General features: G+C 71.8%; 25 protein-coding genes and 1 tRNA gene. 14 read left to right on the top strand and 12 right to left on the bottom strand.

Annotated features, from left to right (window positions below; translation table 11 throughout):
* The first annotated feature begins 113 nt into the window (after positions 1-113).
* Positions 114-1607 carry a M28 family metallopeptidase gene (locus tag AMK29_RS12875; RefSeq protein ID WP_073812213.1) on the top strand — a complete coding sequence of 498 codons (1494 nt, stop codon included), beginning with the start codon at positions 114-116 and terminating at the stop codon, positions 1605-1607.
* Here AMK29_RS12875 and AMK29_RS12870 read toward each other — a convergent pair whose 3' ends face one another.
* The gene (locus tag AMK29_RS12870) at positions 1608-3269 is read right to left on the bottom strand and encodes a helicase HerA-like domain-containing protein (protein WP_241845315.1); all 1662 of its coding nucleotides are present in this window, start codon (positions 3267-3269) and stop codon (positions 1608-1610) included. It lies immediately after the preceding gene.
* A gap of 97 nt (positions 3270-3366) precedes the next feature.
* Here AMK29_RS12870 and AMK29_RS12865 point away from each other — a divergent pair, with 97 nt between their 5' ends.
* Together AMK29_RS12865 and AMK29_RS12860 are read left to right on the top strand one after the other, a co-directional pair.
* The gene (locus AMK29_RS12865; RefSeq protein ID WP_015034993.1) at positions 3367-3663 is read left to right on the top strand and encodes a type II toxin-antitoxin system VapB family antitoxin; all 297 of its coding nucleotides are present in this window, start codon (positions 3367-3369) and stop codon (positions 3661-3663) included.
* A gap of 136 nt (positions 3664-3799) precedes the next feature.
* Positions 3800-4435, top strand: coding sequence for a LytR C-terminal domain-containing protein (locus tag AMK29_RS12860; protein WP_073811945.1), 636 nt, complete (start codon positions 3800-3802; stop codon positions 4433-4435).
* A 52-nt stretch (positions 4436-4487) separates the two neighbouring features.
* Here AMK29_RS12860 and upp read toward each other — a convergent pair whose 3' ends face one another.
* Complete coding sequence (gene upp, locus AMK29_RS12855) at positions 4488-5123, bottom strand: uracil phosphoribosyltransferase (protein ID WP_073811943.1); 636 nt, start codon at positions 5121-5123, stop codon at positions 4488-4490.
* 102 nt (positions 5124-5225) lie between these two features.
* Between upp and AMK29_RS12850 the strand changes: the two genes are divergently transcribed.
* The 9 genes from AMK29_RS12850 to AMK29_RS37025 all read left to right on the top strand — a co-directional run bounded on the left by AMK29_RS12850 (position 5226) and on the right by AMK29_RS37025 (position 11084).
* The gene (locus AMK29_RS12850; RefSeq protein ID WP_073811940.1) at positions 5226-5435 is read left to right on the top strand and encodes a hypothetical protein; all 210 of its coding nucleotides are present in this window, start codon (positions 5226-5228) and stop codon (positions 5433-5435) included.
* A gap of 331 nt (positions 5436-5766) precedes the next feature.
* On the top strand, positions 5767-6300 hold the full coding sequence (locus tag AMK29_RS12845) for a tRNA adenosine deaminase-associated protein (RefSeq protein ID WP_073811938.1): 534 nt from the start codon (positions 5767-5769) through the stop codon (positions 6298-6300).
* A gap of 80 nt (positions 6301-6380) precedes the next feature.
* Positions 6381-6848 carry a tRNA adenosine(34) deaminase TadA gene (tadA, locus tag AMK29_RS12840; protein ID WP_079196873.1) on the top strand — a complete coding sequence of 156 codons (468 nt, stop codon included), beginning with the start codon at positions 6381-6383 and terminating at the stop codon, positions 6846-6848.
* Positions 6849-6925: 77 nt separating this feature from the next.
* Positions 6926-7010: transfer RNA gene (locus tag AMK29_RS12835), tRNA-Ser, on the top strand.
* Between the two features lie 459 nt (positions 7011-7469).
* Positions 7470-7634 carry a hypothetical protein gene (locus AMK29_RS36680; protein ID WP_198942227.1) on the top strand — a complete coding sequence of 55 codons (165 nt, stop codon included), beginning with the start codon at positions 7470-7472 and terminating at the stop codon, positions 7632-7634.
* Positions 7635-7643: 9 nt separating this feature from the next.
* A complete protein-coding gene (locus AMK29_RS12830; protein WP_073811933.1) occupies positions 7644-7937 on the top strand; it encodes a Dabb family protein in 294 nt (97 codons plus the stop codon).
* Positions 7938-8148: 211 nt separating this feature from the next.
* Positions 8149-8994 (top strand): RNA polymerase sigma factor SigF, encoded by an 846-nt coding sequence (locus AMK29_RS12825; RefSeq protein WP_073812208.1) that lies wholly within the window; start codon positions 8149-8151, stop codon positions 8992-8994.
* Between the two features lie 235 nt (positions 8995-9229).
* Positions 9230-10132: an RNA polymerase sigma factor SigF gene (locus tag AMK29_RS12820; RefSeq protein WP_073811928.1), complete on the top strand. Its 903-nt coding sequence runs from the start codon at positions 9230-9232 to the stop codon at positions 10130-10132.
* 652 nt (positions 10133-10784) lie between these two features.
* Entirely contained in the window at positions 10785-11084 is a 300-nt protein-coding gene (locus tag AMK29_RS37025; protein ID WP_241845313.1) for a hypothetical protein, read from the top strand.
* A 130-nt stretch (positions 11085-11214) separates the two neighbouring features.
* Here the strand turns inward: AMK29_RS37025 and AMK29_RS12810 are convergent, their stop codons facing one another.
* A complete protein-coding gene (locus AMK29_RS12810; protein ID WP_073811923.1) occupies positions 11215-11454 on the bottom strand; it encodes a hypothetical protein in 240 nt (79 codons plus the stop codon).
* A gap of 179 nt (positions 11455-11633) precedes the next feature.
* On the opposite strand from AMK29_RS12810, the gene AMK29_RS12805 reads away from it, so the two are divergent.
* The gene (locus AMK29_RS12805; RefSeq protein WP_073811921.1) at positions 11634-12077 is read left to right on the top strand and encodes a MarR family winged helix-turn-helix transcriptional regulator; all 444 of its coding nucleotides are present in this window, start codon (positions 11634-11636) and stop codon (positions 12075-12077) included.
* A 15-nt stretch (positions 12078-12092) separates the two neighbouring features.
* The gene (locus tag AMK29_RS12800; RefSeq protein ID WP_073811919.1) at positions 12093-13724 is read left to right on the top strand and encodes an MDR family MFS transporter; all 1632 of its coding nucleotides are present in this window, start codon (positions 12093-12095) and stop codon (positions 13722-13724) included.
* 82 nt (positions 13725-13806) lie between these two features.
* Here AMK29_RS12800 and AMK29_RS12795 read toward each other — a convergent pair whose 3' ends face one another.
* From AMK29_RS12795 to AMK29_RS12755, 9 genes are all read right to left on the bottom strand, one after another.
* Complete coding sequence (locus tag AMK29_RS12795; protein ID WP_073811917.1) at positions 13807-14625, bottom strand: TetR/AcrR family transcriptional regulator; 819 nt, start codon at positions 14623-14625, stop codon at positions 13807-13809.
* A gap of 35 nt (positions 14626-14660) precedes the next feature.
* Positions 14661-16190, bottom strand: coding sequence for a DHA2 family efflux MFS transporter permease subunit (locus AMK29_RS12790; protein ID WP_073811914.1), 1530 nt, complete (start codon positions 16188-16190; stop codon positions 14661-14663).
* A gap of 170 nt (positions 16191-16360) precedes the next feature.
* Complete coding sequence (locus tag AMK29_RS12785) at positions 16361-18490, bottom strand: ArnT family glycosyltransferase (RefSeq protein ID WP_073811911.1); 2130 nt, start codon at positions 18488-18490, stop codon at positions 16361-16363.
* On the bottom strand, positions 18487-19875 hold the full coding sequence (locus AMK29_RS12780) for a glycosyltransferase (RefSeq protein WP_443334064.1): 1389 nt from the start codon (positions 19873-19875) through the stop codon (positions 18487-18489). The genes AMK29_RS12785 and AMK29_RS12780 overlap by 4 nt, the downstream gene beginning before the upstream one ends.
* Before the next feature lie 25 nt (positions 19876-19900).
* Positions 19901-21544: a sensor histidine kinase gene (locus tag AMK29_RS12775; protein WP_073811908.1), complete on the bottom strand. Its 1644-nt coding sequence runs from the start codon at positions 21542-21544 to the stop codon at positions 19901-19903.
* 6 nt (positions 21545-21550) lie between these two features.
* Entirely contained in the window at positions 21551-22294 is a 744-nt protein-coding gene (locus tag AMK29_RS12770; RefSeq protein WP_274535633.1) for a response regulator transcription factor, read from the bottom strand.
* A gap of 69 nt (positions 22295-22363) precedes the next feature.
* Complete coding sequence (locus AMK29_RS12765; RefSeq protein ID WP_073811902.1) at positions 22364-23284, bottom strand: amidohydrolase family protein; 921 nt, start codon at positions 23282-23284, stop codon at positions 22364-22366.
* Entirely contained in the window at positions 23271-23606 is a 336-nt protein-coding gene (locus AMK29_RS12760) for an antibiotic biosynthesis monooxygenase family protein (RefSeq protein ID WP_073811899.1), read from the bottom strand. The genes AMK29_RS12765 and AMK29_RS12760 overlap by 14 nt, the downstream gene beginning before the upstream one ends.
* Before the next feature lie 120 nt (positions 23607-23726).
* The gene (locus AMK29_RS12755) at positions 23727-24596 is read right to left on the bottom strand and encodes a DUF2797 domain-containing protein (RefSeq protein WP_073811897.1); all 870 of its coding nucleotides are present in this window, start codon (positions 24594-24596) and stop codon (positions 23727-23729) included.
* Between the last annotated feature and the right edge of the window lie 48 nt (positions 24597-24644).

The following is a 24644-nucleotide window of genomic DNA, read 5'->3' as shown; positions in this document are numbered from 1 at the left end:
ACCGCAGATCGCTAACTTCCCCTCAACCCTCGTCCGTAACGGGAAGGACTTCTGTGAACGCTACCCAGCGCCGAGCCGCGGCCATTCTGGTCGCCGCCGCCCTCGCCACCCCGATGGTCCTCGCCTCCCCCGCCACCGCGGGGCAGGACCCCACGGCCGCACCCGCCCGCGATGCCGCCAAGCTGGCGAAGAAGCTGGTCCGCGAAACCTCCGCGCAGGACGCCTTCAAGCACCTGCAGAAGTTCCAGGCGATAGCCGACTCGGCCGGCGGCCACCGCGCCGCCGGTTCGCTCGGCCACGACGCCTCGGCCGCCTACGTGTACACGCAGCTCAAGAAGGCCGGCTACAACGTCTCGTACCAGCGGTTCGACTTCGAGTACACGCAGACGCTCGCCGAGAAGGCCTCCGTCGTCTCGCCGGCGCCCCGCGCCTTCGACATCAAGGCGATGACGTACACCAAGTCCACCCCGGTCGGCGGCATCACCGCGGGCCTCGTGGCAGTGCCCGTGGACGCCGACGGCACCACCGGCTGCGAGCCGGGCGACTTCGCCTCCGGCACCTTCACCGGCAAGATCGCGCTGATCAAGCGCGGCGGCTGCGCCTTCGCGATCAAGCAGCAGAACGCCGCCGCGGCCGGTGCCGCCGCCGCCGTCATCTACAACAACGCGGACGGCGTCCTCTCCGGCACCCTCGGCGACGCGGCCTCCGGGAAGATACCCACCGGCGGCATCACCCTGGCCGAGGGCGAGAAGCTCGCCGCCGACCTCGCCAAGGGCCCGGTCACGCTCTCCGTGGAGATCCGCCAGCTCCAGGAGATGCGCTCCACCAACAACGTCATCGCCGAGACCAAGGGCGGCAACGCCGCCAACACCGTGATGCTCGGCTCGCACCTCGACTCCGTCACCGCCGGCCCCGGCATCAACGACAACGGCTCCGGCTCCGCAGGCCTCCTCCAGACCGCCCTGGAGCTCGCCAAGTCGAAGGACAAGGTCCGCAACAAGGTCCGCTTCGCCTGGTGGTCGGCCGAGGAGAACGGCCTCCTCGGCTCCGAGCACTACGTCAAGAACCTCACCGCGCTCGACAAGAGCGAGATCAAGCTCTACCTCAACTTCGACATGATCGCCTCGCCGAACTACGGCCTGTTCGTGTACGACGGCGACAACTCGGACAACGTCGGTGAGGGCGCCGGCCCCGAGGGCTCCGCCCAGCTGGAGCGGGACATCACCGACTTCATGGACAAGCGCGGGGTCCCGCACGAGGGCACCGACTTCACCGGCCGCTCCGACTACGGCCCGTTCATCGAGGTCGGCATCCCCTCCGGCGGCACCTTCACCGGCGCCGAGGGCATCAAGACCGCGGGCCAGGCCGCCAAGTTCGGCGGCACGGCGGGCGTCGCCTACGACGTGAACTACCACGCCAAGGGCGACGACATCACCAACGTCAACATGACCGCCTTCGACGTGAACATCGACGTCATCGCCAACGCCGTGGGCACCTACGCCCACGACATCTCCTCCCTGCGCAAGCCCGTCGTCTCGGTCCCGACCGAGGGCGACGCGGGCAGCGGCGGCGGCCTGCACGACGACCACCACGAGGTGACGGAGTAGTCACCGCCGCCGGCGGCGGGCGGTACCGAAGACCGACCGGGAGATCTCCCGGCCCACCTGGGTGCCGATCGACCGCGCGAGCGACGTGAAGATCCCACTGCCGACGACCTGTTCGGCGAGCGAGGGCTCCTCCTTCTTCCGGGGAGCCCTCGCCCCTTCCCCGGCCGCCTTCCCGGCCTCCCGCGCCGCCGCGGCCTCCAGGGCCGCCGCCTCCGCCGCCCGCTGCTCGGCCGTCAGCTTCTCGTACGCCGACTCCCGGTCCACCGCCTCCGCGTACCGCCCGTACAGCGGCGAGGCCTGCACGGCCGCGTCCAGCGCCGCCGCGCCGACGGGACCCATCAGCGACTCCGGGGCCCGCAGCCGGGTCACCGCCACCGGCGTCGGGGCGCCCCGCTCGCTCAGGACGGTCACCACCGCCTCGCCCGTGCCGAGGCCCGTGAGGACCTCCTCCAGGTCGTACGGGGACTTCGGGAAGGTGCGCACGGTCGCCTTGAGGGCCTTCGCGTCGTCCGGGGTGAAGGCGCGCAGCGCGTGCTGCACCCGGTTGCCGAGCTGGGCCAGCACGTCCGAGGGGACGTCCTTCGGGGTCTGCGTCACGAAGAAGACGCCGACGCCCTTCGAGCGGATCAGCCGCACGGTCTGGGTGATCGACTCCAGGAACGCCTTCGACGCCCCGCTGAACAGCAGGTGGGCCTCGTCGAAGAAGAAGACCAGCTTCGGCTTCTCCAGGTCGCCGACCTCCGGCAGGTCGTGGAAGAGGTCCGCCAGCATCCACATCAGGAACGTCGAGAAGAGCTGCGGCTTGTCCTGCACGGACGGCAGCTCCAGGACCGAGACGATCCCGCGTCCGTCCTCCGCCGTCCGCAGCAGCTCCGCCGTGTCGAACTCCGGCTCCCCGAAGAACCCGCCCGTGCCCTGCTGCTCGAAGGCGGTGAGCGCCCGCAGGATCACCCCGGCCGTCGCGGTCGACAGCCCGCCGATCCCCTTGAGCTCGGCCTTCCCGGTGTCCGACACGAGGAAGGCCACCACCGCCCGCAGGTCCTTGAGGTCGACCAGCTCCAGGCCCTTGGCGTCGGCGTAGTGGAAGATCAGGCCGAGGGACTGCTCCTGCGTCCGATTGAGCTGGAGCACCTTGGACAGCAGCACGGGGCCGAAGCTGGTCACCGTGGCGCGGACCGGGATGCCGGGGCCGGTGCCCCCGAGCCCGTAGAACGCGCAGGGGAAGCCCTTCGCCGCCCAGCTCTGCCCGACCTGCGCGGCCCGCTCCCGGACCCTCTCGCCGTCCTCGCCGGGGGCCGAGATCCCGGAGACGTCGCCCTTGATGTCGGCGAGGAAGACCGGCACCCCCTGCGCGGACAGCTGCTCGGCGATCAACTGCAGGGTCTTCGTCTTGCCGGTGCCCGTCGCGCCGGCCACCAGGCCGTGGCGGTTGAGAACGGGCAGCGGGATACGGATCGGCGCGTCCGGGTGACAGACGCCGTCCCAGAGCAGGGCCCCCAGATCGAGTGCGGCGCCCTCGAAGGCGTATCCGGCGGCGATCTCCGCGGCGGGACCGGCGAGTGCGGCCGCCGCGGACGGGGTGGCTCGGGTGGGCGGGGTGGCTGCGGCCGACGGGGTGGCCGGGGTGTCGCCCGGCTGCTCGCCCTGCTCACTCACGCTCATCACGGCACCCCGATTTCCCTTATGTCATGGTTCGCACCAGCATCCCACCGGCCTCGCGTGGCTGCGCCGGGAGCCGCTCGCCCGGTAGGCTTTCCGTGTGATCTTCAAGCGCATCGGAAACGGAAAGCCGTATCCCGACCACGGCCGGGAAAGCACCCGGCAGTGGGCGGACGTCGCCCCGCGCCCGGTCCGTCTCGATCAGCTGGTCACCACCAAGGGCCAGCTGGACCTGGAGACGCTGCTCGCCGAGGACTCCACGTTCTACGGCGACCTCTTCGCGCACGTCGTGAAGTGGCAGGGCGATCTCTACCTCGAGGACGGACTGCACCGCGCCGTCCGCGCGGCGCTCCAGCAGCGCCAGGTGCTGCACGCCCGCGTCCTGGAAATGGACTGACACGGCGCCGATCGGACGGAGCGGCACCCGGCCGGCCCGCTCCCGCTGACCCTTTCGGAGTCAGTTCGCCCCCATCCGGACGCGATCACATGATCATCAAGTAGGCATCGCCGACGGGCGGCATTACGCTGCGTTCATGAGCATGCTCACTCCCCCCGGAATGGGCGGAAAGTACCGCATCACGGGGGATGTCTACCCGCGCATGCGCCGCCCCCATCGCCGGCGCAGGATCGTCCTCGCGTCGGCCGCCGCCGTGGTCGTGCTCGGCGCGGCCGGCTGGGGCACGCTCCAGCTCGTCGACGTCTTCACCGGCGACGGCCCCACGAAGACGACCGCCGGGAAACAGGCCGACTGCAAACCCGCCGCCGGAGCGACCGCCCCGCCCGCCGCCGCGCTGCCCAAGCCCGCCCAGATCACGGTCAACGTCTACAACGCGACCCCGCGCAGCGGTCTCGCCAAGACGACCGCGGACGAGCTGAAGAAGCGCGGCTTCAAGATCGGCAAGGTGGGGAACGCGCCCGCCGCCTACGACAAGAAGGTCCCAGGCGCCGGCCTGCTGCTCGGCGCCACGACCGCCACCAAGGGCGTCTTCCCGGTCCTCGGCACCCAGCTCAAGGGCGCCACGACCAAGACGGACACCCGGGCGACGGCGGACGTGGACCTGATCATCGGGACCGCCTTCAAGACCCTGTCCCCGAAGGCCACGGCGGACGCGGCCCTGGTCGCCCTGGCCAAGCCCGCACCCACGGCCAAACCCTGCGCCAAGAGCTAAAGGGTGCCCGGCGCACGCGCCGGGCACCCTCTGATCAGCTCTGAAGACGGTCCTACTCGGCGGAGCCGTACATGCGGTCGCCCGCGTCGCCGAGGCCCGGGACGATGTAGCCGTGCTCGTTGAGGCGCTCGTCGACCGAGGCCGTCACGACGGTGACCGGCGTGCCCGCGAGCTCCCGCTCCATGACCTCGACACCCTCGGGGGCGGCGAGGAGCACGACCGCGGTCACGTCGTCCGCGCCGCGCTTGATGAGCTCCTGGATCGCCGCGACCAGCGTGCCGCCGGTCGCCAGCATCGGGTCCAGGACGTACACCTGGCGGCCCGAGAGGTCCTCCGGCATCCGCGTGGCGTAGGTCGACGCCTCCAGCGTCTCCTCGTTGCGGATCATGCCGAGGAAGCCGACCTCGGCGGTCGGGAGCAGCCGGACCATGCCGTCGAGCATGCCGAGCCCGGCGCGCAGGATCGGGACCACCAGCGGACGCGGGTACGACAGCTTGACGCCGGTCGTGGGCGTGACGGGGGTCTCGATGTCGACCTGCTCGGTCCGGACGTCCCTGGTGGCCTCGTAGGCGAGCAGGGTGACCAGCTCGTCGGCGAGCCGACGGAAGGTCGCGGAGTCCGTGCGCTTGTCGCGCAGAGTGGTGAGCTTGTGGGCGACCAGCGGGTGATCGACGACGTGGAGACGCATGACTCAACAGTAGCCCGCCCCGCACTGGCATCGACCCGCGCCGCTGGGGGAAGGTGGGGACACGGGGGAGACACGGGGACCCAGTGATGGGGTGGAGTGCCGATGCCCGACCTGCAAGAACCGGCCGAGGGCGCCGCCGCGAGGGCGGCGCGGAAGCCGGCACACGAGACGGACGCGGAGCGCCGCAGGCGCCGCGCCCAGTTCCTTCGCGAGCTGAACGAGGCCAAGGCGCTGCGCGAGCGCGTCCAGCCGAGACGGGCGCGGGCCGCCCGCATGCGCCAGGCCATGCGGATGCGCACCTTCCGCTGGTGAAGGGCCTGAAGCGCCACGCCGTTCACTCGGCCCGTTCGCCACGCCGTGCCCCTGCCGGTACGGCCACGGCGTGTCCCGCCGTGCCCCGGCCCGTGCCGCCCGGCGTGTCCCGTCGTGCCCCGGCCTGCGCCGCCCGGCGTGGCCCTTTGTGCGCCCCCCGTGTGCGCCGGGGTCGCACGCCCGCCCGATCGCGGGGTCGTTCAGACTGATGCACGACGCAAGAGCCGAAGACCTCTCCTGTCGGCGTCGTTTCTGTCACGATGCCGATTGGGCGGGGCATCAGCAGGGCGCCGCCGGATCGTCACACCTCTGATCAGTGGGAGAGAGTCAGGTGTACTTCGCCGCACTGCTCGCGCGCACCGAAGACGGGTGGGAAGCGAGCGACACGGAGCTCGACGACGTGGAGACCCTGTCGGATCTGGCCGAGCTGGCCCGCGAGGCCTCGGACGACGACACGGTGATCGTCTTCATCGAGCAGGAGGACGCGTGGTTCGGGATCGTACGGATCGAGGGTGAGGAAGACCCTCGTATCTACGTCTCGGACGGCGCCGCCGCCGCCCGTTCCTCGTACGGGGAGATCCTCACGCGGGAGATCCTCGGTGACGACCTGGACGACATCGTCGACGAGCTCGAGTCGCTGGACCTGGACGGTACGGAGGACGGGGAGCCGCTCGACGACGTCCCGGACGACGACGAGGACACCGGCGTCGCCGCGGAGGCCGTCCCGGCCGCCCCGGTGGGCGACCGGCTGATCCTGGCCGACCTCGGCATGGCCCCGGCCGACCTGATGGCGCTCCAGAGCGACGCCCTCGCGGAGATCGCGGACGCCCTGGGCGCGGCCGAGGTCCTGGAGGCCGTCCGCTAGTGGCACGCGCGGTACCTGCCCCCGAGCCGGCGACCGGCCCGCTCGGCGGTACTCCCGGGCCCGGCTCCGGGGACGGCCCGATGGGCGCCGACCACGTCCGGGACCCCTGGCGGGACGCCATGCGGCTCGCTCTCGCCGAGGCCGACGCGGCCACGCCGGCCGGTGACGTACCGGTCGGCGCGGTCGTGCTCGCCGCCGACGGCACGGTGCTCGCCCGCGCGCACAACGAGCGGGAGGCGACCGGCGACCCGACCGCGCACGCCGAGGTGCTCGCGCTGCGCAGGGCCGCCCGGGCGACCGGCGAGTGGCGGCTGACGGGCTGCACGCTCGTCGTGACCCTGGAGCCGTGCGTGATGTGCGCCGGCGCGCTCGTCCAGTCGCGGGTCGAGCGGGTGGTGTTCGGCGCCCTGGACGAGAAGGCGGGGGCGGCCGGCTCGCTCTGGGACCTCGTACGGGACCGTCGGCTCAACCACCGTCCCGAGGTCCTCCACGGCGTGCTCGGCGAGGAGTGCGCGGAGCAGCTGACGGCCTTCTTCCGGGACCGCTGACCGCGTCCGGACCCGGCTTCGACCTGCGACGGGATACGGATTTCATCGCAGCGCCAGTTTCGGCTAAGCTCTCTCTCGGTAGCGTGTCCGAGCGGCCGAAGGAGCTCGCCTCGAAAGCGAGTGTGGCGCAAGTCACCGAGGGTTCAAATCCCTCCGCTACCGCTTCGATCGAAGGGCCTGGTGCATCAGCACCGGGCCCTTCGGCGTATCCCGGGGAGCCGTGGGCCCGTCAGGCCCCGTACGCCCGCGTACGACCCCGTACGACCCCGTACGCCCGCGTACGGAGAAGGCCCGGTGCGCGCACGTGGCGCGTACCGGGCCTTCTCCGTAGGACGGGGGGAGCGGCATCGGGGGGACAAGCCGCTCCCCCCGACGAGAACCGGTCCTCCAGGCCCTGCGCCGCCGTCAGGGGGGAAGCTGGCGGCGCGGGACCCCGCAGTGCGGGCCGGTTCCTCGAGCCTTTTCGGATTCCTGCCAGATCCTCCGGGCTCGACATCCATACTGCTCGGCCGTCACCCTTCCGGCGGGCGGCAAAAGGCCTCGATCTCCGGGCCCTTGGTCCATAAGGGCTCGGTTAGAGTGGCGCGGTCGTACGGCGGGGGAACTGGGGAGGGCTGGGCAGTGGTGCAAGCGAAGAAGGTCGTGCTGTACGCGGTCGCCGTCTTTGTGCTGTACACGATCGTCACCTCTCCGGAGAGGGCCGCCGATCTCGTGCAGGTAGGGTTCGAGGGCATTGCCAGCGCCGCTCAGGGAGTCGGCCAGTTCATGACCGAACTCATCAATTAGGAGTCCCGCGTGATCCGCCATCTGGTCCTCTTCAAGCTCGACGAGGGCGTCACCCGTGACGAGCCGCGTGTCGTCGCCGGCGTCGAGGCGTTCCGCGCGCTGGGCGACCAGATCCCCGAGCTCACGTTCTGGGAGTGCGGCTGGAACATCTCGGACCGGCCGATCGCGTACGACTTCGCCATCAACTCGGCCGTCGAGGACGCGGACGCGCTGAAGCGGTACCTGGAGCACCCGGCGCACCAGGCGGGCGTCGCCCAGTGGCGCGAGTTCGCGACCTGGGTGATCGCGGACTACGCCTTCTAGTCAGCTTCGTCCGGAGGCCCCCTGCCGTCGAGGCGGGGGGCTTTTTCGGTGCGTGACCTCCCCTTTTTGCACCATGATGCCCTCAACACGTCATTATGCGGTGCTTGCACACAGTGGACATGTCTTGTGATGCTATGACCGCTTTTGACGGATGAGTTGACCGTAGTTGACCCAGTCGACCAGCAAGACCAGCCAAAGGGGTGGCGTGAACGTGCCGGCCAGTACAGCACCTCAAGTCCCGCCCCAGCACGAGGCAGGCGCCGCGGAGACCCCGCGCACCCGCCCCCAGAGCACCCGTGGCGCCGACACCCGAGCCCTCACCCAGGTGCTCTTCGGGCAGCTCAAGAACCTGGAGCCGGGCACTCCGGAACACCACCGGGTCCGCGGGGCCCTCATCGAGGCCAATCTGCCGCTCGTGCGGTACGCGGCCGCCCGGTTCCGCTCGCGGAACGAGCCGATGGAGGACGTCGTCCAGGTCGGCACGATCGGCCTGATCAACGCGATCGACCGCTTCGACCCCGACCGGGGCGTGCAGTTCCCCACCTTCGCCATGCCGACGGTCGTCGGGGAGATCAAGCGGTACTTCCGCGACAACGTCCGCACCGTGCACGTCCCGCGCCGGCTGCACGAGCTCTGGGTCCAGGTGAACGGCGCCACCGAGGACCTGACGACGGCCCACGGCCGCTCCCCCACCACCGCCGAGATCGCCGAGCGGCTGCGGATCGGCGAGGACGAGGTGCTCGCCTGCATCGAGGCCGGGCGCTCGTACCACGCCACCTCCCTGGAGGCCGCGCAGGAGGGCGACGGGCTTCCCGGACTGCTCGACCGGCTCGGTTACGAGGACCCCGCCCTCGCCGGGGTCGAGCACCGCGACCTCGTCCGGCATCTCCTCGTACAACTGCCCGAACGGGAGCAGCGGATCCTGATGCTGCGCTACTACAGCAATTTGACGCAATCTCAGATCAGCCAGGAGCTCGGTGTCTCCCAGATGCATGTGTCAAGGCTCCTCGCCCGCAGCTTCGCCCGTCTGAGATCCGCAAACAGAATCGAGGCGTAACCGGATCGGGTAGACCGGTTCGGAGCAGTTCTGACGCGCCCCAAATGCCGTACACCCCTTGTTTCCTGCGGAAATGCACCCTCGGCTTGTCGACAAGTCACTACAGCGTGTTGCCGACATGTGACATTCTGCTGGAACCGAGTTTGCCGCAGCCCCGCCGCCGGTATTCAGGTGGAAGCTGCGTTCCTCAGATGGTCGCGGCCACCGCGACCGTCCGCGACCTCAAGGGGGTGGCATGTCCACAGAACTGGGCAGCTCGAAGGTGCTCACGCTCACGCCCGTTCCCGTGCCCACGCAGACGACGGCGCCGACCGCGGCCGAGAGCGCGGAGACCGCGCCCCCGCCGATGGTCGTCACGGGCGCCCTCGACACGCGCACCCTCTCCCGCTCCCTGTTCCTGCGGCTGCGCGCCCTCGACACCGAAGGCGCGGCCGCCGACAGCCCGGAGCGGACCTACGTCCGCGACACCCTCATCGAGCTCAACCTCCCCCTCGTGCGGTACGCGGCGGCCCGCTTCCGCTCGCGGAACGAGCCGATGGAGGACATCGTCCAGGTCGGCACCATCGGCCTGATCAAGGCGATCGACCGCTTCGACTGCGAACGGGGCGTGGAGTTCCCGACGTTCGCGATGCCGACCGTCGTCGGTGAGATCAAGCGCTTCTTCCGCGACACCTCCTGGTCGGTGCGGGTCCCGCGCCGGCTCCAGGAGCTGCGTCTCGCCCTCACCAAGGCCAGCGACGAACTCGCGCAGAAGCTCGACCGCTCGCCCACCGTGCCCGAACTCGCCGCCGTGCTCGGGGTGTCGGAGGAGGACGTCGTCGACGGCCTCGCCGTCGGCAACGCCTACACGGCCTCCTCGCTCGACTCCCCCTCGCCCGAGGACGACGGCGGCGAGGGCTCGCTCGCGGACCGCCTCGGCTACGAGGACACGGCCCTGGAGGGCGTCGAGTACCGCGAGTCGCTCAAGCCGCTCCTCGCCAAACTGCCCCCCAGGGAGCGGCAGATCATCATGCTGCGCTTCTTCGCCAACATGACCCAGTCGCAGATCGGCGAGGAGGTCGGCATCTCCCAGATGCACGTCTCGCGCCTGCTCACCCGCACCCTCGCCCAGCTGCGCGAGGGCCTCATCGGGGAGTGAGCCCGAAGGTACTTACGTGAAACGGTTCCCGCTCTGACGCTCCGTCAGCCAGACTGGGCCCATGGGGAGAAGGAAGCCGGGACTCGTGGCGGTGGCGCTCTGCCTCGGCGGGGCGCTGACCGCATGTGGCGGTGGAGACGGCGAGGGGTACGCGGCGGTGGGCGCCGGCCCCTCACCGAAGGGCGCGGCCACCCCCTCGGGCGCGATCACCCTGGTCCCCCTGGACGACCCCTCCGCGAGCGGGACGACGTCCAGCACCTCGTCCCCGTCGCCGGAGCCTGAGCCGGAGACGGGCGCTGGTGTGGGTGTGAGTGCGGGTGCGGCGTCAGCGGCCGGACCCTCCCGCACGTCAGGCACTTCCGGTGATTCCGGCTCCTCCGGTACGGGCGCGGATACGGAGTCAGGCTCGGGGTCGGGGTCAGGCTCGGGCTCGGGGACAGGGTCAGGGTCAGGCTCGGGGTCGGGGTCGGGGTCGGGGTCAGGCTCGGGTACGACTCCGCCGACCGCGCCCGGGCCCACCGGCGGAACGGCACCGCGTCCCGGCGCCGGGACCCCTCCCCGTACCCCCTCCGCGCCACCGCCCGCCCGGCCCGCGCCCGGCACCAGCACGCCCTCACCGTCCCCCACGCCCGCCCCCACGGCCGGGCCCGCCGTGCTCACGGTCTCCGCGCCCCTCCTCGCCGACGGGGAACGGCGCTGGTGCGAGCGGGTGACGGTCACCTTCCGCAACAGCGGCGGCACGGCGGCCCGCTCGGGGACGGTCACCTTCGCCACGCACGTGATCGGCGCCCTGGGCGTCGACTGGGCGACGCTCACCTCCACCCAGCCGCTGCCCGCGCCGATCCCCGCCGGGACCGCGCGGACGGAGACGTACACCGTCTGCGTCGACTCCTGGCGGGTGCCGCTGGGCATGCGGATCGACACCCGGCAGGTCACCGTCGGCTGGCGGTGACCGGAGGAGCGGCGGCACGGCTCGTGGGGGCCGAGGGGACAGGCTCGAATCCGAGGGGACAGACCATAAAAGGGTGGGCCGGGTCCGCGTGACGCGGACCCGGCCCACCCGGGGCTCGGAGGGGGAGCGGTCAGCCGAGGGCCAGCCAGGCGACCGCCGCGAGGACGACGATCGCCGCGACCACGCCCACGATCAGGCCGACCCGCGGGCCGCCCGAGGCCGCCACGGCCTGCGGCTGCCGCTGCTGCGGAGCACCCTCGTCGACGAAGGCGCGGAACATCTGCGTGTTGCCGGCGGGGTCGTAACCCTCGGGGCTCTGCCCCTGGGGGCCCTGGCCCTGGCCGTACGGTGCTTGGGGGTTGTGTGCCATGGGCCAGGACCCTAGCGAAGTCGGGGTGAGGGGCCCAAGCCCACCGCCCACATCCCGCCCCTGCCGTACGCCCGGTCGCCCTTTGCCGATTCTTTAGCGCCGTTTGACCGATTTAGTTTGCCTGGAGCAACCATCCATCTCTATGGTTGCCCTAAGCAACAAGATGCGGGGAGTGTCCGATGGACGGTCGCAACCGGTACGAGAACCTCGCCCGCCAGGTGAGTGCCATCGGAGCGGTGAAGCGCGGACTCGCGCGGACCCTGCCGGCCGAGTGCCCCGGCGGATCCGCCATCGTCCTCGCCCTGCTCCACCACCACGGCGACATGCGGATGGGCCGCGTGTCCGAACTGATGGCCGTCGACATGTCCGTCAGCAGCCGTCACGTGGCCCACACCGTGGACCGCGGATGGGTCGAGCGACTGCCCGACCCCGCCGACCGGCGCTCCCGCATCCTGCACCTGACCCACGCGGGCGAGGACATGCTCGCCGTCCTCGACCGGCGGCTGACCGACATGCTCGCCCGCACCCTCGTGGAGTGGTCCGACGACGACGTCGAACTGCTCACCGATCTGCTCGCCCGCCTCCGCGATTCCTTCGGGGACTGCCGGGCCCACCACGCTTGAGAACGAAGGAAGTTGATGGCTACGACGACCACACCAGAGACCGGTGTGCGCGGCGGGAGCGCCAAGGAGGGGGACCTCGCCTCCGGCGGCGCCCCGATGACGCACAAGCAGATCATGGAGGCGCTGTCCGGGCTGCTGCTCGGCATGTTCGTCGCCATCCTGTCGTCGACGATCGTCTCCAACGCCCTCCCCCAGATCATCACCGACCTGGGCGGCGGTCAGTCCGCCTACACCTGGGTGGTCACGGCCGCGCTGCTCTCGATGACCGCGACGACCCCGCTCTGGGGCAAGCTCGCGGACCTCTTCTCCAAGAAGCTGCTCGTCCAGATAGCCCTGATCATCTACGTCGCGGGCTCGATCGTCGCCGGTCTCTCGCAGAGCACCGGCATGCTCATCGCCTGCCGTGTCGTCCAGGGCATCGGCGTCGGCGGTCTGACCGCCCTCTCCCAGATCATCCTGGCCGCGATGATCGCGCCGCGTGAGCGCGGCCGGTACAGCGGTTACCTCGGCGCGACCTTCGCCGTCGCCACCGTCGGCGGCCCGCTGCTCGGCGGTGTCATCACCGACACCGACTGGCTCGGCTGGCGCTGGTGCTTCTACGTCGGCGTTCCGTTCGCGTTCATCGCGCTCGTCGTCCTGCAGAAGACCCTCAAGCTGCCGGTCGTGAAGCGTCAGGTGAAGGTCGACTGGGCCGGTGCCCTCTTCATCAGCGCCGCCGTCTCCCTGCTCCTCATCTGGGTCACCTTCGCCGGTGACAAGTACGACTGGATGTCCTGGCAGACGGCCGTCATGGTCCTCGGCGCGATCGCCCTCGGCGGGATCTTCGTCCTCGTCGAGTCGAAGGCGAGCGAGCCGATCATCCCGCTCCGCCTCTTCCGGAACCGCACGATCACCCTCGCCTCGCTCGCCTCGCTGTTCGTGGGTGTCGCGATGTTCGCCGGCACGGTCTTCTTCAGCCAGTACTTCCAGCTGGCGCGGAACGAGTCGCCGACGATGTCCGGCGTCCTCACCATCCCGATGATCGCGGGCCTGTTCGTCTCCTCCACCGTCTCCGGTCTGGTCATCACCAAGACCGGCCGCTGGAAGGCGTGGCTGGTCAGCGGTGGCGCCTTCGCCGCCGGCGGCCTCGGCCTGCTCGGCACGATCCGCTACGACACGGCGTACTGGCACATCGCGCTCTTCATGGCGGTCCTCGGCCTCGGCCTGGGCATGATGATGCAGAACCTGGTGCTCTGCACCCAGAACCAGGTGGCCCCCGCCGACCTCGGCGCCGCCTCCTCCGTCGTCACCTTCTTCCGCTCCCTGGGCGGTGCGATCGGTGTCTCGGCGCTGGGCGCGGTCATGGCCCACCGGGTCGCGAACTACGTCAAGGACGGCCTGGCCGAGCTCGGCCCGAAGGCCGCGGGCGCGATGGGCCAGGGCGGCTCGGGCGGCGGCATCCCCGACATGGACAAGCTGCCGGCCCCGATCCGCACGGTCATGGAGGACGCGTACGGACACGGCGTCGCCGATGTCTTCCTCTACTCGGCGCCCTTCGCGCTGCTCGCCTTCGTGGTGACGCTGTTCATCAAGGAAGTGGCGCTGAAGAGCCACTCGTCGAAGGAGAGCGGCTCTTCGACGGAGGCCGGCTCTTCGAAGGAGAGCTGAGAGAAACTCCCGGCCGCGCTTCGAGCGGAGGCGCGGCCGGGTCGGGTACGGAGCGGCGGGCAGGGGACGGCCCGCCGCTCCGTCACGTTCCGGAGCCGGTCGAGGTGCCCGTCGCCGTACCGGCCGCTCCGGCGCCCGACGTGCCGCGCGCGACCATCGTCTCGATGCCGGCGATCAGGACGTCCAGGGCGTAGTCGAAGTCGCGGTCCCAGATCTGGCTGACGCTGCCGTGCGAGGCCCGTTCGTCGAGGATCTCCGCCATCGGTTCGAGGGCCTCCAGGAACGCCGGGTCGTCGCGGAAGGCCTTGATCGACTCCCCGTAGAAGTCGTCCTGCGACATGCCGGCCTCCGCCGCGCGGCGCTGGAACTGGGACTGGATCGTCCCGTAGCCGTACACGAACTGGAAGACCGCCGACATCGCGCTGGGCTGGCGGTCCATCGGCAGACCGGTGTCCTTGATCGCCTCCTGGATCTTGCCGCCGACGGCGATCGCGTGCGGGCCGATGTTCAGGTACTGGCCGGCGCACGGCGACATCCACGGGTGGCGCACCAGCATGCGGCGGTAGTCCAGGGCGAGGACCCGGGTCCGCTCCCGCCAGCCGCCGGCGGCGTCGACCGCGGCCAGGTCGATCTCGCCGTACGCGGTGTCGATGGCGTACTCGATGATGTCGTCCTTGGTGTCCACGTACCAGTACAGGGACATCGCGGTGACGCCCAGCTCGGTCGCGAGCTTGCGCATCGACAGGCCGGACAGGCCCTCCTCGTCGAGCATCCGCATCGCGGCGGTGACGATCCGCTCGCGGTCGAGCCCGGCCGGGCCACCGCCGCCGCGAGCGGCACGGTTCTCGAGCCAGACGCTGGAACGCGCCGGGTTCTTGGCCCGATCGGCTGCCTTGACCATCGCGTTCCTCCGTCTGTCAGTGGTACGTGACCATGCTAGGCAGCGACCGGGCCCTCGGCGGCTGCGAGCGTCTTCTCCGTGCGCTCGGCCCGCTTCAGGAGGGCCGCCGCCAGGAGGCCGCCGGCGAAGACGGCAATGGCGCCCACCAGCTGGCTGGTCTGGAGACCGGAGGCGAAGGCCCCGGAGATCTCCGCCCGTTCGGCGTCGGTCCCGGCCGCCGCGAGGGCGGCGGGCAGCGAGGTCGCGGTGACGGTGACGAGGGCGGCGAAGCGCGCGTTGAGCACGGCGCCGAGGACGGCGACGCCGAGGCCGTTGCCGAACTCGGCGAGGGTGCCGTTGACGCCCGCGCCCACACCGGCCTTCTCCGGCGGGATCGCGCTCATGATCGCGTTCGCCATGGCCGGGTTGGAGACGGCGAGGCCGATGCCCATCAGGACCAGGCCGACGAGCATGCCCCAGTAGGTGCCGTCCGTGCCGCCGCCGATCACCGCGATCGAGCCGAGCCCGGCCGCGACGAGGGTCATGCCGACGGCCACGGTCGGCGGGGTGCCGAGCTTCATCACGATCCGCGGGCCGACGCCGCTGAGGTTGAGGACGACGACGGTCAGCGCGAGCGGCGCCATCCGCAGACCGGCTTCGAGCGGCTCGTAGCCGAGGACGAACTGCAGGTGCTGGGTGAGGAGGAAGAGCGAGCCGCCCATGCCGAACATGACCAGGATCGCGCCGGCGACGGCGCCCACGAACTTCTGGTTGCGGAAGAAGTGCATGTCGAGCATCGGGTACGGGACGCGCAGCTCCCACAGCGCGAAGGCGCCCAGGACGGCGACCCCGATCGCGGCCGGGACGAGCACCTCGGCGGAGGTCCAGCCGTGCTCTGGGCCCGTGATGATCGCGTACACCGCCGCGGTCATGCCGACGGTGGAGAGCAGCGCGCCGAGCAGGTCGGGGCGGTCGCCCTGGGGGTTCTTCGACTCCGGGACGAGCTTGAGGACGGCGATCAGGCCGATCAGCGCCACCGGGATGTTGATGAGGAAGATCATTCCCCACCAGAAGTGCTCGATGATGACGCCGCCGATGAGCGGTCCGGCGGCGAAGCCGAGCGAGCCGACGGTGGCCCAGAGCGCGATGGCCTTGACCCGCTCGGAGTCGTCGAAGATCTGCATGACGACCGCGAGGGTCGTGGTCATCAGGAGCGCGCCGCCGACGCCCATGCCCGCGCGGGCGGCGATGAGCTGGGCCGTGGAGTCGGCGAGACCGGCGGCGAGCGAGCCGAGGCCGAAGAGCGCGAGACCGGCGGCGAGCAGCTTCTTGCGGCCGTAGCGGTCGGCGGCGTTGCCCGCGGTCAGGAGCAGACCGGACTGGACGAGCGAGTAGGCGTTGATCATCCACTGGATGTCGCTGGTGGAGGCGTGGAGCTCCGTGGTCAGCGAGGGGATGGCGACGCTGAGGACGGTGTTGTCGAGCAGCACGGTCAGCTGGGCCAGGCAGATGACGCCGAGGATCAGCCAGCGCTGCGGATGACCGCCGGTGGCGGTCGGTTCGTTCGCGGCGGTGGTCGCCGTCATGGGCAGGGCTCCTTGTACGGTGTACGGGACTAGGTCTCGTACACCGTACAAGGACTCCCTTACGCTGTATAGGGATTATTTTCCGGTGTCGCTGTTCGGTGCTGCGGGGGGCTGTACCGATGCTGCCCGGTCGTGGTCGCCGACCGTGGTGCCCGGTCGTGGTGCCCGGGCTACTTCGGTGACGTCAGGTCGTAGAAGGTGGAGCTGCCGACCGTGAGCTGCTCGAAGGTCTCCTGGACCCATGCGGTGATCTGGGCGCTCGTGCCGTTGCCGCCCATGCCCCCGCCGCCTCCTCCTCCGCCGCCGGACGCGATGAAGTAGTGGATCCTCCCCTCGGCGACGTACCGCTTGAACGCGTCGAGCGTCGGGGACGGGTCGCTGCCGTTGAACCCGCCGATCGCCATGACCGGCTTCTCGGTGGCGAGCTGGTAGCTGGCCGCGTTCTGCGCGCCGATCGCGGCCGCGGCCCAGGTGTAGTCGTCGGCGTCCTCCTGGAGCGCCGCCTTCGCCGCCGCACTCACGCTCGCGCCGTTGAGCAGACCGCCCATGCCACCGCCCATGCCTCCGCCCATGCCTCCGCGTTCGACACCGGGGGGTGCGCCGGGCATCTGACCTTGGGCCTGGCCCTGGCCCTGCGGCGGTGCTCCGGGCGGCAGTTGGCCGCCCTGGCCCGGGCCGGTCTGGCCGTTCGGGGCCTGACCGTTGGGGGCCTGGCCCGCGCCCGGGAAGCCGTACGCCATCCACATGCCGCCGTCCCGGCCTCCGCCGCCTCCCGGCCCGCCGCGCATCCCGCCGAAGCCCGCCCCCGCCGGGCCCGCCGTCACGATCGAGCCCTGGTGTCCGGAGTCCACCGTCGCCAGGGTGTACGCGCACGGTCCCGCGAGCCCCACCGCCAGACCGAGGCCCGCGAACCCCAGCCCGAGCCGCCGGTCCACCCGGCCCGCGCCCAGCAGGCCGAGCGCGGCCACCGCGCCCGCCGCAAGGACCGCCCAGCGCAGCCACGGCATCCACTCCGGCGTACGGCCGAGCAGGCTCCACGCCCACCAGGCCGTCACCGCCACGGTGACCGCCAGGGCCGCCGAGGCGACGAGACGGTTGCGCTCCTCCCACAGCACCGCCGCGCCCATGCCGACGAGCGCCGCGACGTACGGCGCCAGGGCCACCGTGTAGTACTCGTGGAAGATGCCGGCCATGAAGCTGAACACGGCGAGCGTGATCAGCAGCGAACCGCCCCACACCAGGAACGCGAACCGCGCCGTGTCCGTCCGGGGCGCCCGCCAGGTGACGACGAGCCCCGCGACGAGCAGGATCAGCGCGGCCGGAAGCAGCCAGGAGATCTGGCCGCCGACCGAGTCGCCGAACATCCGGCCGATCCCGGTCTCGCCCCAGCCACCACCCTGACCGCCGCCGCGGCCCCCGCCGCCGACACTGCCGACTTCGTTGCCGTTGATGCGGCCGAGACCGTTGTAGCCGAAGGTCAGCTCCAGGAAGCTGTTGTTCTGCGAGCCTCCGACGTACGGACGGGAGGACGCCGGCCACAGCTCGACCAGGGCCACCCACCAGCCCGCCGACACGAGCATCGCGAGCCCCGCGAGAGCGAGACGGCCGATCCGGCGCCCGATCGTCCCCGGTGCGCACACCCCGTAGACGAGGGCGAGCGGCGGCAGGATCAGGAAGGCCTGGAGGGTCTTCGCGAGGAACGCGAAACCGAAGGCCACCCCGGCCCACACGAGCCACCTCGCCGCGCCCCCGTCCCGCTCCAGGGCCCGCAGCACGCAGTACACGGCCACCGTCATCAGCAGCGCGAGCAGCGCGTCCGGGTTGTTGAAGCGGAACATCAGCGCGGCCACGGGAGTCAGCGCCAGCACCCCGCCCGCGACCAGGCCCGCGCCCGCGCCGAACCGGCGCCGTACGGCCGCGTAGAGCACGGCGACGGTGGCCACGCCCATGAGCACCTCGGGCACGAGGATCTGCCAGGAACCGAGACCGAAGAGGCGGACGGAGAGCGCCATCGGCCAGAGGGCGGCCGGCGGCTTGTCGACGGTGATGGCGTTCGCCGCGTCGAGCGAGCCGAAGAAGAAGGCCTTCCAGCTCTCGGAACCCGCTTGGACGGCCGCGGAGTAGAAGGAGTTGGCGTAGCCGGAGGCACCCAGGTTCCACAGGTACAGCGCGGTCGTCACGGTGAGCAGGCCCAGGAAGGCGGGCCGCACCCAGGGGGCGTCCTCGGCGCGTCCGCGCCACAGCCGGGTGAGCCGGCCGGCGCCCGGAGCGGCGGGGGCCGTGGTGGACACGGTGGTCATCGTTCGTCCCTCGGGGAGATCTGCGGGGTGGGCCGCTCGGGGAAGACCCAGAGCCGGAAGAGGAGGAAGCGCAGGACGGTCGCGGCGAGGTTGGCGACGACCAGGACGGCGAGCTCGGTGGAGTGCGCCGGGTCGCCGGTCGCCGCGCCGAGCGCCGCGAGCGAACCGCTGGTCAGGGCCAGTCCGATGGCGAAGACCACGAGCCCCTGCGCCTGGTGGCGGACCGCCCGGTCCCGGCCCCGTACCCCGAAGGTGAGCCGCCGGTTGGCCGCCGTGTTGGCGACGGCGGAGACGAGGAGGGCGGCGGCGTTGGCGGGCTGCGCGCCGACCCCGAGCCGGAAGGCCGAGTACAGGGCGAGGTAGAAGAGCGTGGAGAGGACCCCGACCACGCAGAAGCCCACCAGCTGCCGGGCCAGTCCGCCCGGCACCCCGCTGAGTTCGCGGTCCCGGGGGTCGTCCCCGAAGGGCCTGGCCAGCCGGTCGAGAGGCAGCGAGCCGGTCGCGAGGGCCCGTCCGACCCGCCAGACGCCCTTCAGGTCGTCGGTCGCCGTCCGGACGATGTGCACGGTCGAGTCGGGGTCGTCGACCCAGTCGACCGGCACCTCGTGGATGCGCAGTCCGGCCCGCTCGGCGAGGACCAGCAGCTCGGTGTCGAAGAACCAGCCGGTGTCCTCGACCATCGGCAGCAGCCGCTCGGCGACCTCCCGCCGTATCGCCTTGAACCCGCACTGCGCGTCGGAGAACCGGGCGGCCAGCGAGCCGCGCAGGATCAGGTTGTAGGCCCGCGAGATGAACTCCCGCTTCGGCCCCCGCACCACCCGTGAGGAGCGGGCGAGCCGCGACCCGATCGCCAGGTCGGAGTGACCGGAGATCAGCGGCGCCACCAGGGGCAGCAGGGCGTTCAGATCGGTGGAGAGGTCGACGTCCATGTAGGCGAGGACGGGTGCGTCCGAGCCCGACCACACCGTCCGCAGCGCCCGACCGCGCCCCTTCTGTTCGAGCCGTACGGAGCGCACCTCGGGCACCTCGGCGGCGAGGCCGGCCGCGACGGCGGGGGTGCTGTCGGTGGAGGCGTTGTCGGCGACGGTGATCCGGAAGCCGTACGGGAAGGTCCGCAGGAGGTGCTCGTGGAGCCGGCGGACGCACGGCTCCAGGTCCTTCTCCTCGTTGTAGACGGGGATCACCACGTCCAGGACGGGCCGGCCCGCGATGTTCACCGGCAGGTGTTCCCGTGCGGGGAGGGCGTCGGACGGCGGCCCCTCGATGGCGGGGTTGCCCACCGTCGAGGGGTGGGGCGTCGAGGCCCGGGGCGTCTCAGTTCGCGATGTCGGGGTTCGCGATGTCGGGGTTCGCGATGTCGGGGTTCGCGACGTCGGGGTTCGCATGCGACGACACTCGCCGGGGCCGCTGTCACGGCTGTGTGATGAGCCTGTGGCCTGCCTGTGAGTGCGTGCGAGCGGGCTCGTCGGCCGGCAGCCGGACGGTGAAGACGGTCCGGCCGGGGGCGCTGGTGACGGTCACCTCGCCCCCGTGCGCGAGGACGACCGCGCGCACGATGGCGAGCCCGAGCCCGGTGGATCCGGCGTTCCTGGAACGCGACGCGTCGCCCCGCGCGAACCGCTCGAAGACCGAGGGCAGCAGCGCGGGCGGTATACCGGGCCCGTCGTCCTCGATCTCGACGACCGCCGCCGTGTCCTCCGCCCGGACGCGGGCGGTGACCTTCGTGCCGGGCGGGGTGTGGGTGCGCGCGTTGGCGAGGAGGTTGACGAGCACCTGCTGGATCCGCGCCCCGTCGGCGCGCACGGACGACCCGCCGCCCTCCGGCAGTTCGAGGCGCCAGTGGTGCCCGGCACCCGCGGCGCGGGCGTCGCTCACGGCGTCCACCACGAGCGGTACGAGATCGGTGGCCTCGTACGAGAGGGGGCGCCCCGCGTCGAGCCGGGCGAGCAGCAGCAGGTCTTCCACCAGGCCCGTCATCCGGGTCGCCTCGGACTCGATCCGGCCGAGCGCGTGCCGGGTGTCGGGCCCGCACTCCTCGCGGCCGCGCCGGGTCAGCTCCGCGTACCCCCGGATCGAGGCCAGGGGGGTGCGCAGTTCGTGACTGGCGTCCGCGACGAACTGCCGGACGCGGGTCTCGCTCTGCTGGCGGGCGTCGAGGGCCGAGTGGACGTGGTCGAGCATCCGGTTGAGGGCCGCGCCGACCTGGCCGACCTCGGTCCGGGGATCGGCCTCCGTCTCCGGGACGCGCTGATGGAGCGCCACCTCGCCGCTGTGCAGCGGCAGCTGGGCGACCTGGCCCGCGGTGGCGATGACCCTTCGCAGCGGCCGCAGGGCCACCCCGACGAGCACGGTCCCGGCGAGCGAGGCCGCGACGAGGCCGGCGCCGGTGACGCTCAGCTCGACGAGGACGAGGGTGGACAGGGCCTTCTCGACCCCGGAGAGCGGGATGCCGGTGAGGAACGCGCCGTGGACTCCGGCGGCGTACTCGACCCGGTACGAGCTGAGGCCGCCGGGCAGCTCGACGGTGTGCGGCTCCCCGTCGCGGGGAACGGCGGCCAGCGCGGCCCGCTGCGCGGCGTCGAGCGCCGTGGTCCGCACGTTCCGCCCGTACGGGCCCCCGTCCCCGGTCCGGGTCCCGGTACCGGCCCGGGTCCCGGGCTGAGCGTCGGTCCCGGTGCCGGTGCCGGTCCCGGGCTGAGCGTCGGTCCCCGTCTCCTCCTCGAACTCGGCCGAGTACCCGGCCGAGGTCAGCTCGCCGTCGACGAGGACGGCGCCGAGGGTGCCGATCGGGGCGCCGGGCCCCTGAACGAACAAGAGCGGGTCCTTCACCCGGACCGGGTCGGGCAGGCCCGGCCCGGGGACCATCGCGGCCGGTGGCCCCGACGCGCGTGCCGAGACGCTGTGGAGCTGCTCGTCGGCCTGGTCGTACAGGTACGAGCGGAACGCGATCGTCGTGACCGTGCCGATGACGGCCGCGACGACCGCGATCAACCCGACCGCCGAGACGACGAGCCGGGTACGCAGCGACCACGGCCGCCGGCGTCGTACGCGCACGGGACGCTACTCCCCCGGCTTGATGAGGTAGCCCGCTCCGCGCCGGGTGTGGATCATCGGGGCGCGCCCCACGTCGATCTTCCGGCGCAGATACGAGATGTAGAGCTCGACGACGTTCGCCTGGCCGCCGAAGTCGTACGACCAGACCCGGTCGAGGATCTGCGCCTTGCTGAGCACCCGGCGCGGATTGCGCATGAGGTAGCGCAGCAGCTCGAACTCGGTGGCGGTGAGGTGGATCGACTCCCCGCCCCGGGTGACCTCGTGGCTGTCCTCGTCGAGCGTGAGGTCCCCGACCGTGAGCAGCGACTCGCTGCGCGCCTGCGCCGCCCCGGAGCGCCGGATGAGACCGCGCAGCCGCGCGACGACCTCCTCCAGGCTGAAGGGCTTGGTGACGTAGTCGTCGCCGCCGGCGGTGAGGCCGGCGATCCGGTCCTCGACGGCGTCCTTCGCCGTCAGGAACAGCACGGGGACGTCGGGCGACTCGCGCCGGATCGAGCCCAGCAGGCTGCGCCCGTCGGCGTCGGGAAGCATCACATCGAGAAGGACGGCGTCGGGCCGGAACTCGCGTACGGCGCGCAGCGCGGCGGCGCCGTCCCCGGCGCTCCGTACCTGCCAGCCTTCGTAGCGCAGGGCCATGGAGAGGAGTTCGGCGAGGGAGGCCTCGTCGTCGACGACGAGGACACGGACGGCGGTGCCGTCGGCACGGAGCATGTCGGCGCGGGTGCCGGGGCGGCGTGTGGTGACGGTCATGAGGCTCACGCTGACGGCCGCCGCTGAGAGGCCCCTTGGCCTTTTCTGTGAATTTCCTGAGAAAGAGCCTCAGCGGCCTCCGGTCGGTTTCACGTGAAACAGTGCGGCCCCGTTCTCGTACAGGACCCCCCGGAGCCAGTCGTCCCCGAGCCCGAGGCGTTCGAGGGCGTGGAGCTGGTGCGCGTACGGATACGGGATGTTCGGGAAGTCGGATCCGAGGAGGATCCGGTCGCCCAGGTCGACGAGCCGCTTGGACTCCCTTTCGGGGAAGGGCGCGAGCCGCTCGCTGAAGTCGGTGAACGCCATGGTGGTGTCGAGGCGGACGCCCTCGTACCGCTCGGTGAGGTCGAGGAAGTCGCTGTACTCGGGCATCCCCATGTGCGCGACGATCACCCGCAGTCGGGGGTGCCGACGGAGCAGCCTTCCCATCGGCCCGGGACCGGTGAAGTTCCCCGGCGTGGGCCCGGAGCCGCAGTGGACGACGACGGGAGTGCCGCTGTCGGCGAGGGCTCCCCACACGGCGTCCAGTTCGGCGGTGGTCGGATCGAAGCCGCCGACCTGGAGGTGCACCTTGAAGACGCGGGCGCCGGCGTCGAGCGCCCGGTGGACGTACCGGTCGACGCCCGGCTCGGGGAAGAAGGTCGCCGTGTGCAGACAGTCGGGGGTGCGCGCGGCGAAGTCGGCGGCCCAGGAGTTCAGCCAGGCCCCCATGCCGGGCTTGTGCGGGTAGAGCATCGCGGTGAAGGCGACCGCCCCGAACCCGCGCAGGAGGGCGAGCCGGCGGTCCTCCTCCTCGCGGTAGGTGATGGGCCACTCCAGACCGGTCAGGGGCCCGACGGCGTCGAAGTAGGCCCAGACCTTGTCGAGGACGTTCTTCGGCATGAAGTGGGTGTGCACGTCGACGAGCCCGGGAATCCCGAGGCGTGCGAGCAGCGCGGGCATGTCCACCGTGCCGGCCGGAGCGCCCGCCGGGGAGTCACTCCCGCTCATGGCCGTAGCTCCGCTCGACCCGGCCGATGTGGACGCTGTAGCTCTCGTACCAGTGCTCCCTGCCGTACGCCTTGGCGGCCTGGTGCTCGGTGTCGAGACGCCAGGCGTCGAGGGACTCCAGGTCGCGGAAGTAGGCGACGGTGATGCCGATGCCGCCGGGGGTGCGGGCGGACTCGTAACCGAGGAAACCGGGGACGTCCCGGACGATCTCCTGCATGCGGGAGGCGGTCTCGGCATAGCCCTCGGGGGCCTCGGGTCGGACGGAGGTGAACACGGCGGTGTAGTAAGGCGGTTCCAGGCCCGCCACCAGCTTCTGGGTCATGTGATCACCCTCGCCGGGGCCGGGCGCGCCTGTCCACGGGCGCAGGCCAAAGGGATCCAAGACTTTACGAAGCGCCCGCCGTCCACCGCCCGGCCATGGCGCCGGGGAGCGCGGGGCAGCTCAGAAAAGCTCCCCCTGGCTGCTCGGGTCGACGACCGGCGCCGCTTCCACGACCGGCACGGAGAAGGCGTCCCCCTTCCCGGCGCCCTGGAGCACCCATCCGCCCATCAGCCGGGTGTCGAGGGCGAGGCACCGTCCGGCGGGGTCGAGGAGGTGCAGATCGGGACCGGCGGCGGCGAGCAGCCGTCCGCTGACGACACCCCCGTCGACCAGTTCGGAGACGGTGCCCGCGAGCGGCGGCAGCCCGTCGAGACCGAAGGCCTCGACGTGGTCGCGCGGGGCGAACGCCAGCGGCTCCAGGGTCTCCGTCCAGCCGCCGACCTCCCGCGCGCGCCGGTACAGCGCTTCGACCTCCCCGGCCCGGGCGGGAGCGGAGGGCAGGGCGTGCCGGGCGGCGCGCTTCCGCTCGTACGCCACCCGGTCGGGGACTCCCAGCGCCTGCCGGAGCACCTCCTCGGTCCGCCGGGCGGCCATCAGCGGCCCCCGGCCGAGCCAGCTGAAGGTGACGGCGCCCTGTTCGAGGAGCCGGGCCTCGCCCCGGGCCTCGGCGGTGATCCCGACCTTCGTCATGCCGGGTCCGAACCAGGCCAGGTACACGCGGTACGGCTGCGGATCGTCGAGGAAGGTGTCGGCGGCGACCGAACGGGCCCGGTCGAGCCGCGCGCACTCCGGGCAGCGCCCCCCGGTCGCCCGGCCGGGCACGACGGCGTCCAAAGGACAGGCGTTCCCCCGGGCACCGGGGCAGCGCCGCTCCCCCACGGCCCGGAAGGCGAGCTCCTGACCGTGACCGAGCGGGCTGACCCTCCCGCCCCGCCACCGCAGTCCGGGCACCCCGCCGGTCCAGCTGATCCCCCGGCACCGCCACTCCACGCCGCTCCTCCTCCCTCCGCACCCGCCTCCGGAGGCGCCTGGTGCAAG

This window comes from Streptomyces sp. CB02261 (assembly GCF_001905665.1).
Taxonomy (GTDB): domain Bacteria; phylum Actinomycetota; class Actinomycetes; order Streptomycetales; family Streptomycetaceae; genus Streptomyces.
The sequence above is the reverse complement of the archived record's forward strand: the minus strand, read 5'-3'. Positions and strand labels throughout refer to the sequence as shown.

What these genes read in the sequence shown, in the direction of transcription:
- AMK29_RS12875 (WP_073812213.1), top strand. Translation starts at nt 114, where the DNA reads ATGGTCCTCGCCTCCCCCGCCACCGCGGGGCAGGACCCCACGGCCGCA.
- AMK29_RS12870 (WP_241845315.1), bottom strand. Translation starts at nt 3,269, where the DNA reads ATGAGCGTGAGTGAGCAGGGCGAGCAGCCGGGCGACACCCCGGCCACC.
- AMK29_RS12860 (WP_073811945.1), top strand. Translation starts at nt 3,800, where the DNA reads ATGAGCATGCTCACTCCCCCCGGAATGGGCGGAAAGTACCGCATCACG.
- upp (WP_073811943.1), bottom strand. Translation starts at nt 5,123, where the DNA reads ATGCGTCTCCACGTCGTCGATCACCCGCTGGTCGCCCACAAGCTCACC.
- AMK29_RS12850 (WP_073811940.1), top strand. Translation starts at nt 5,226, where the DNA reads ATGCCCGACCTGCAAGAACCGGCCGAGGGCGCCGCCGCGAGGGCGGCG.
- tadA (WP_079196873.1), top strand. Translation starts at nt 6,381, where the DNA reads ATGGGCGCCGACCACGTCCGGGACCCCTGGCGGGACGCCATGCGGCTC.
- AMK29_RS12820 (WP_073811928.1), top strand. Translation starts at nt 9,230, where the DNA reads ATGTCCACAGAACTGGGCAGCTCGAAGGTGCTCACGCTCACGCCCGTT.
- AMK29_RS12810 (WP_073811923.1), bottom strand. Translation starts at nt 11,454, where the DNA reads ATGGCACACAACCCCCAAGCACCGTACGGCCAGGGCCAGGGCCCCCAG.
- AMK29_RS12805 (WP_073811921.1), top strand. Translation starts at nt 11,634, where the DNA reads ATGGACGGTCGCAACCGGTACGAGAACCTCGCCCGCCAGGTGAGTGCC.
- AMK29_RS12800 (WP_073811919.1), top strand. Translation starts at nt 12,093, where the DNA reads ATGGCTACGACGACCACACCAGAGACCGGTGTGCGCGGCGGGAGCGCC.
- AMK29_RS12795 (WP_073811917.1), bottom strand. Translation starts at nt 14,625, where the DNA reads ATGGTCAAGGCAGCCGATCGGGCCAAGAACCCGGCGCGTTCCAGCGTC.
- AMK29_RS12790 (WP_073811914.1), bottom strand. Translation starts at nt 16,190, where the DNA reads ATGACGGCGACCACCGCCGCGAACGAACCGACCGCCACCGGCGGTCAT.
- AMK29_RS12785 (WP_073811911.1), bottom strand. Translation starts at nt 18,490, where the DNA reads ATGACCACCGTGTCCACCACGGCCCCCGCCGCTCCGGGCGCCGGCCGG.
- AMK29_RS12780 (WP_443334064.1), bottom strand. Translation starts at nt 19,875, where the DNA reads ATGCGAACCCCGACGTCGCGAACCCCGACATCGCGAACCCCGACATCG.
- AMK29_RS12770 (WP_274535633.1), bottom strand. Translation starts at nt 22,294, where the DNA reads ATGACCGTCACCACACGCCGCCCCGGCACCCGCGCCGACATGCTCCGT.
- AMK29_RS12765 (WP_073811902.1), bottom strand. Translation starts at nt 23,284, where the DNA reads ATGAGCGGGAGTGACTCCCCGGCGGGCGCTCCGGCCGGCACGGTGGAC.
- AMK29_RS12760 (WP_073811899.1), bottom strand. Translation starts at nt 23,606, where the DNA reads ATGACCCAGAAGCTGGTGGCGGGCCTGGAACCGCCTTACTACACCGCC.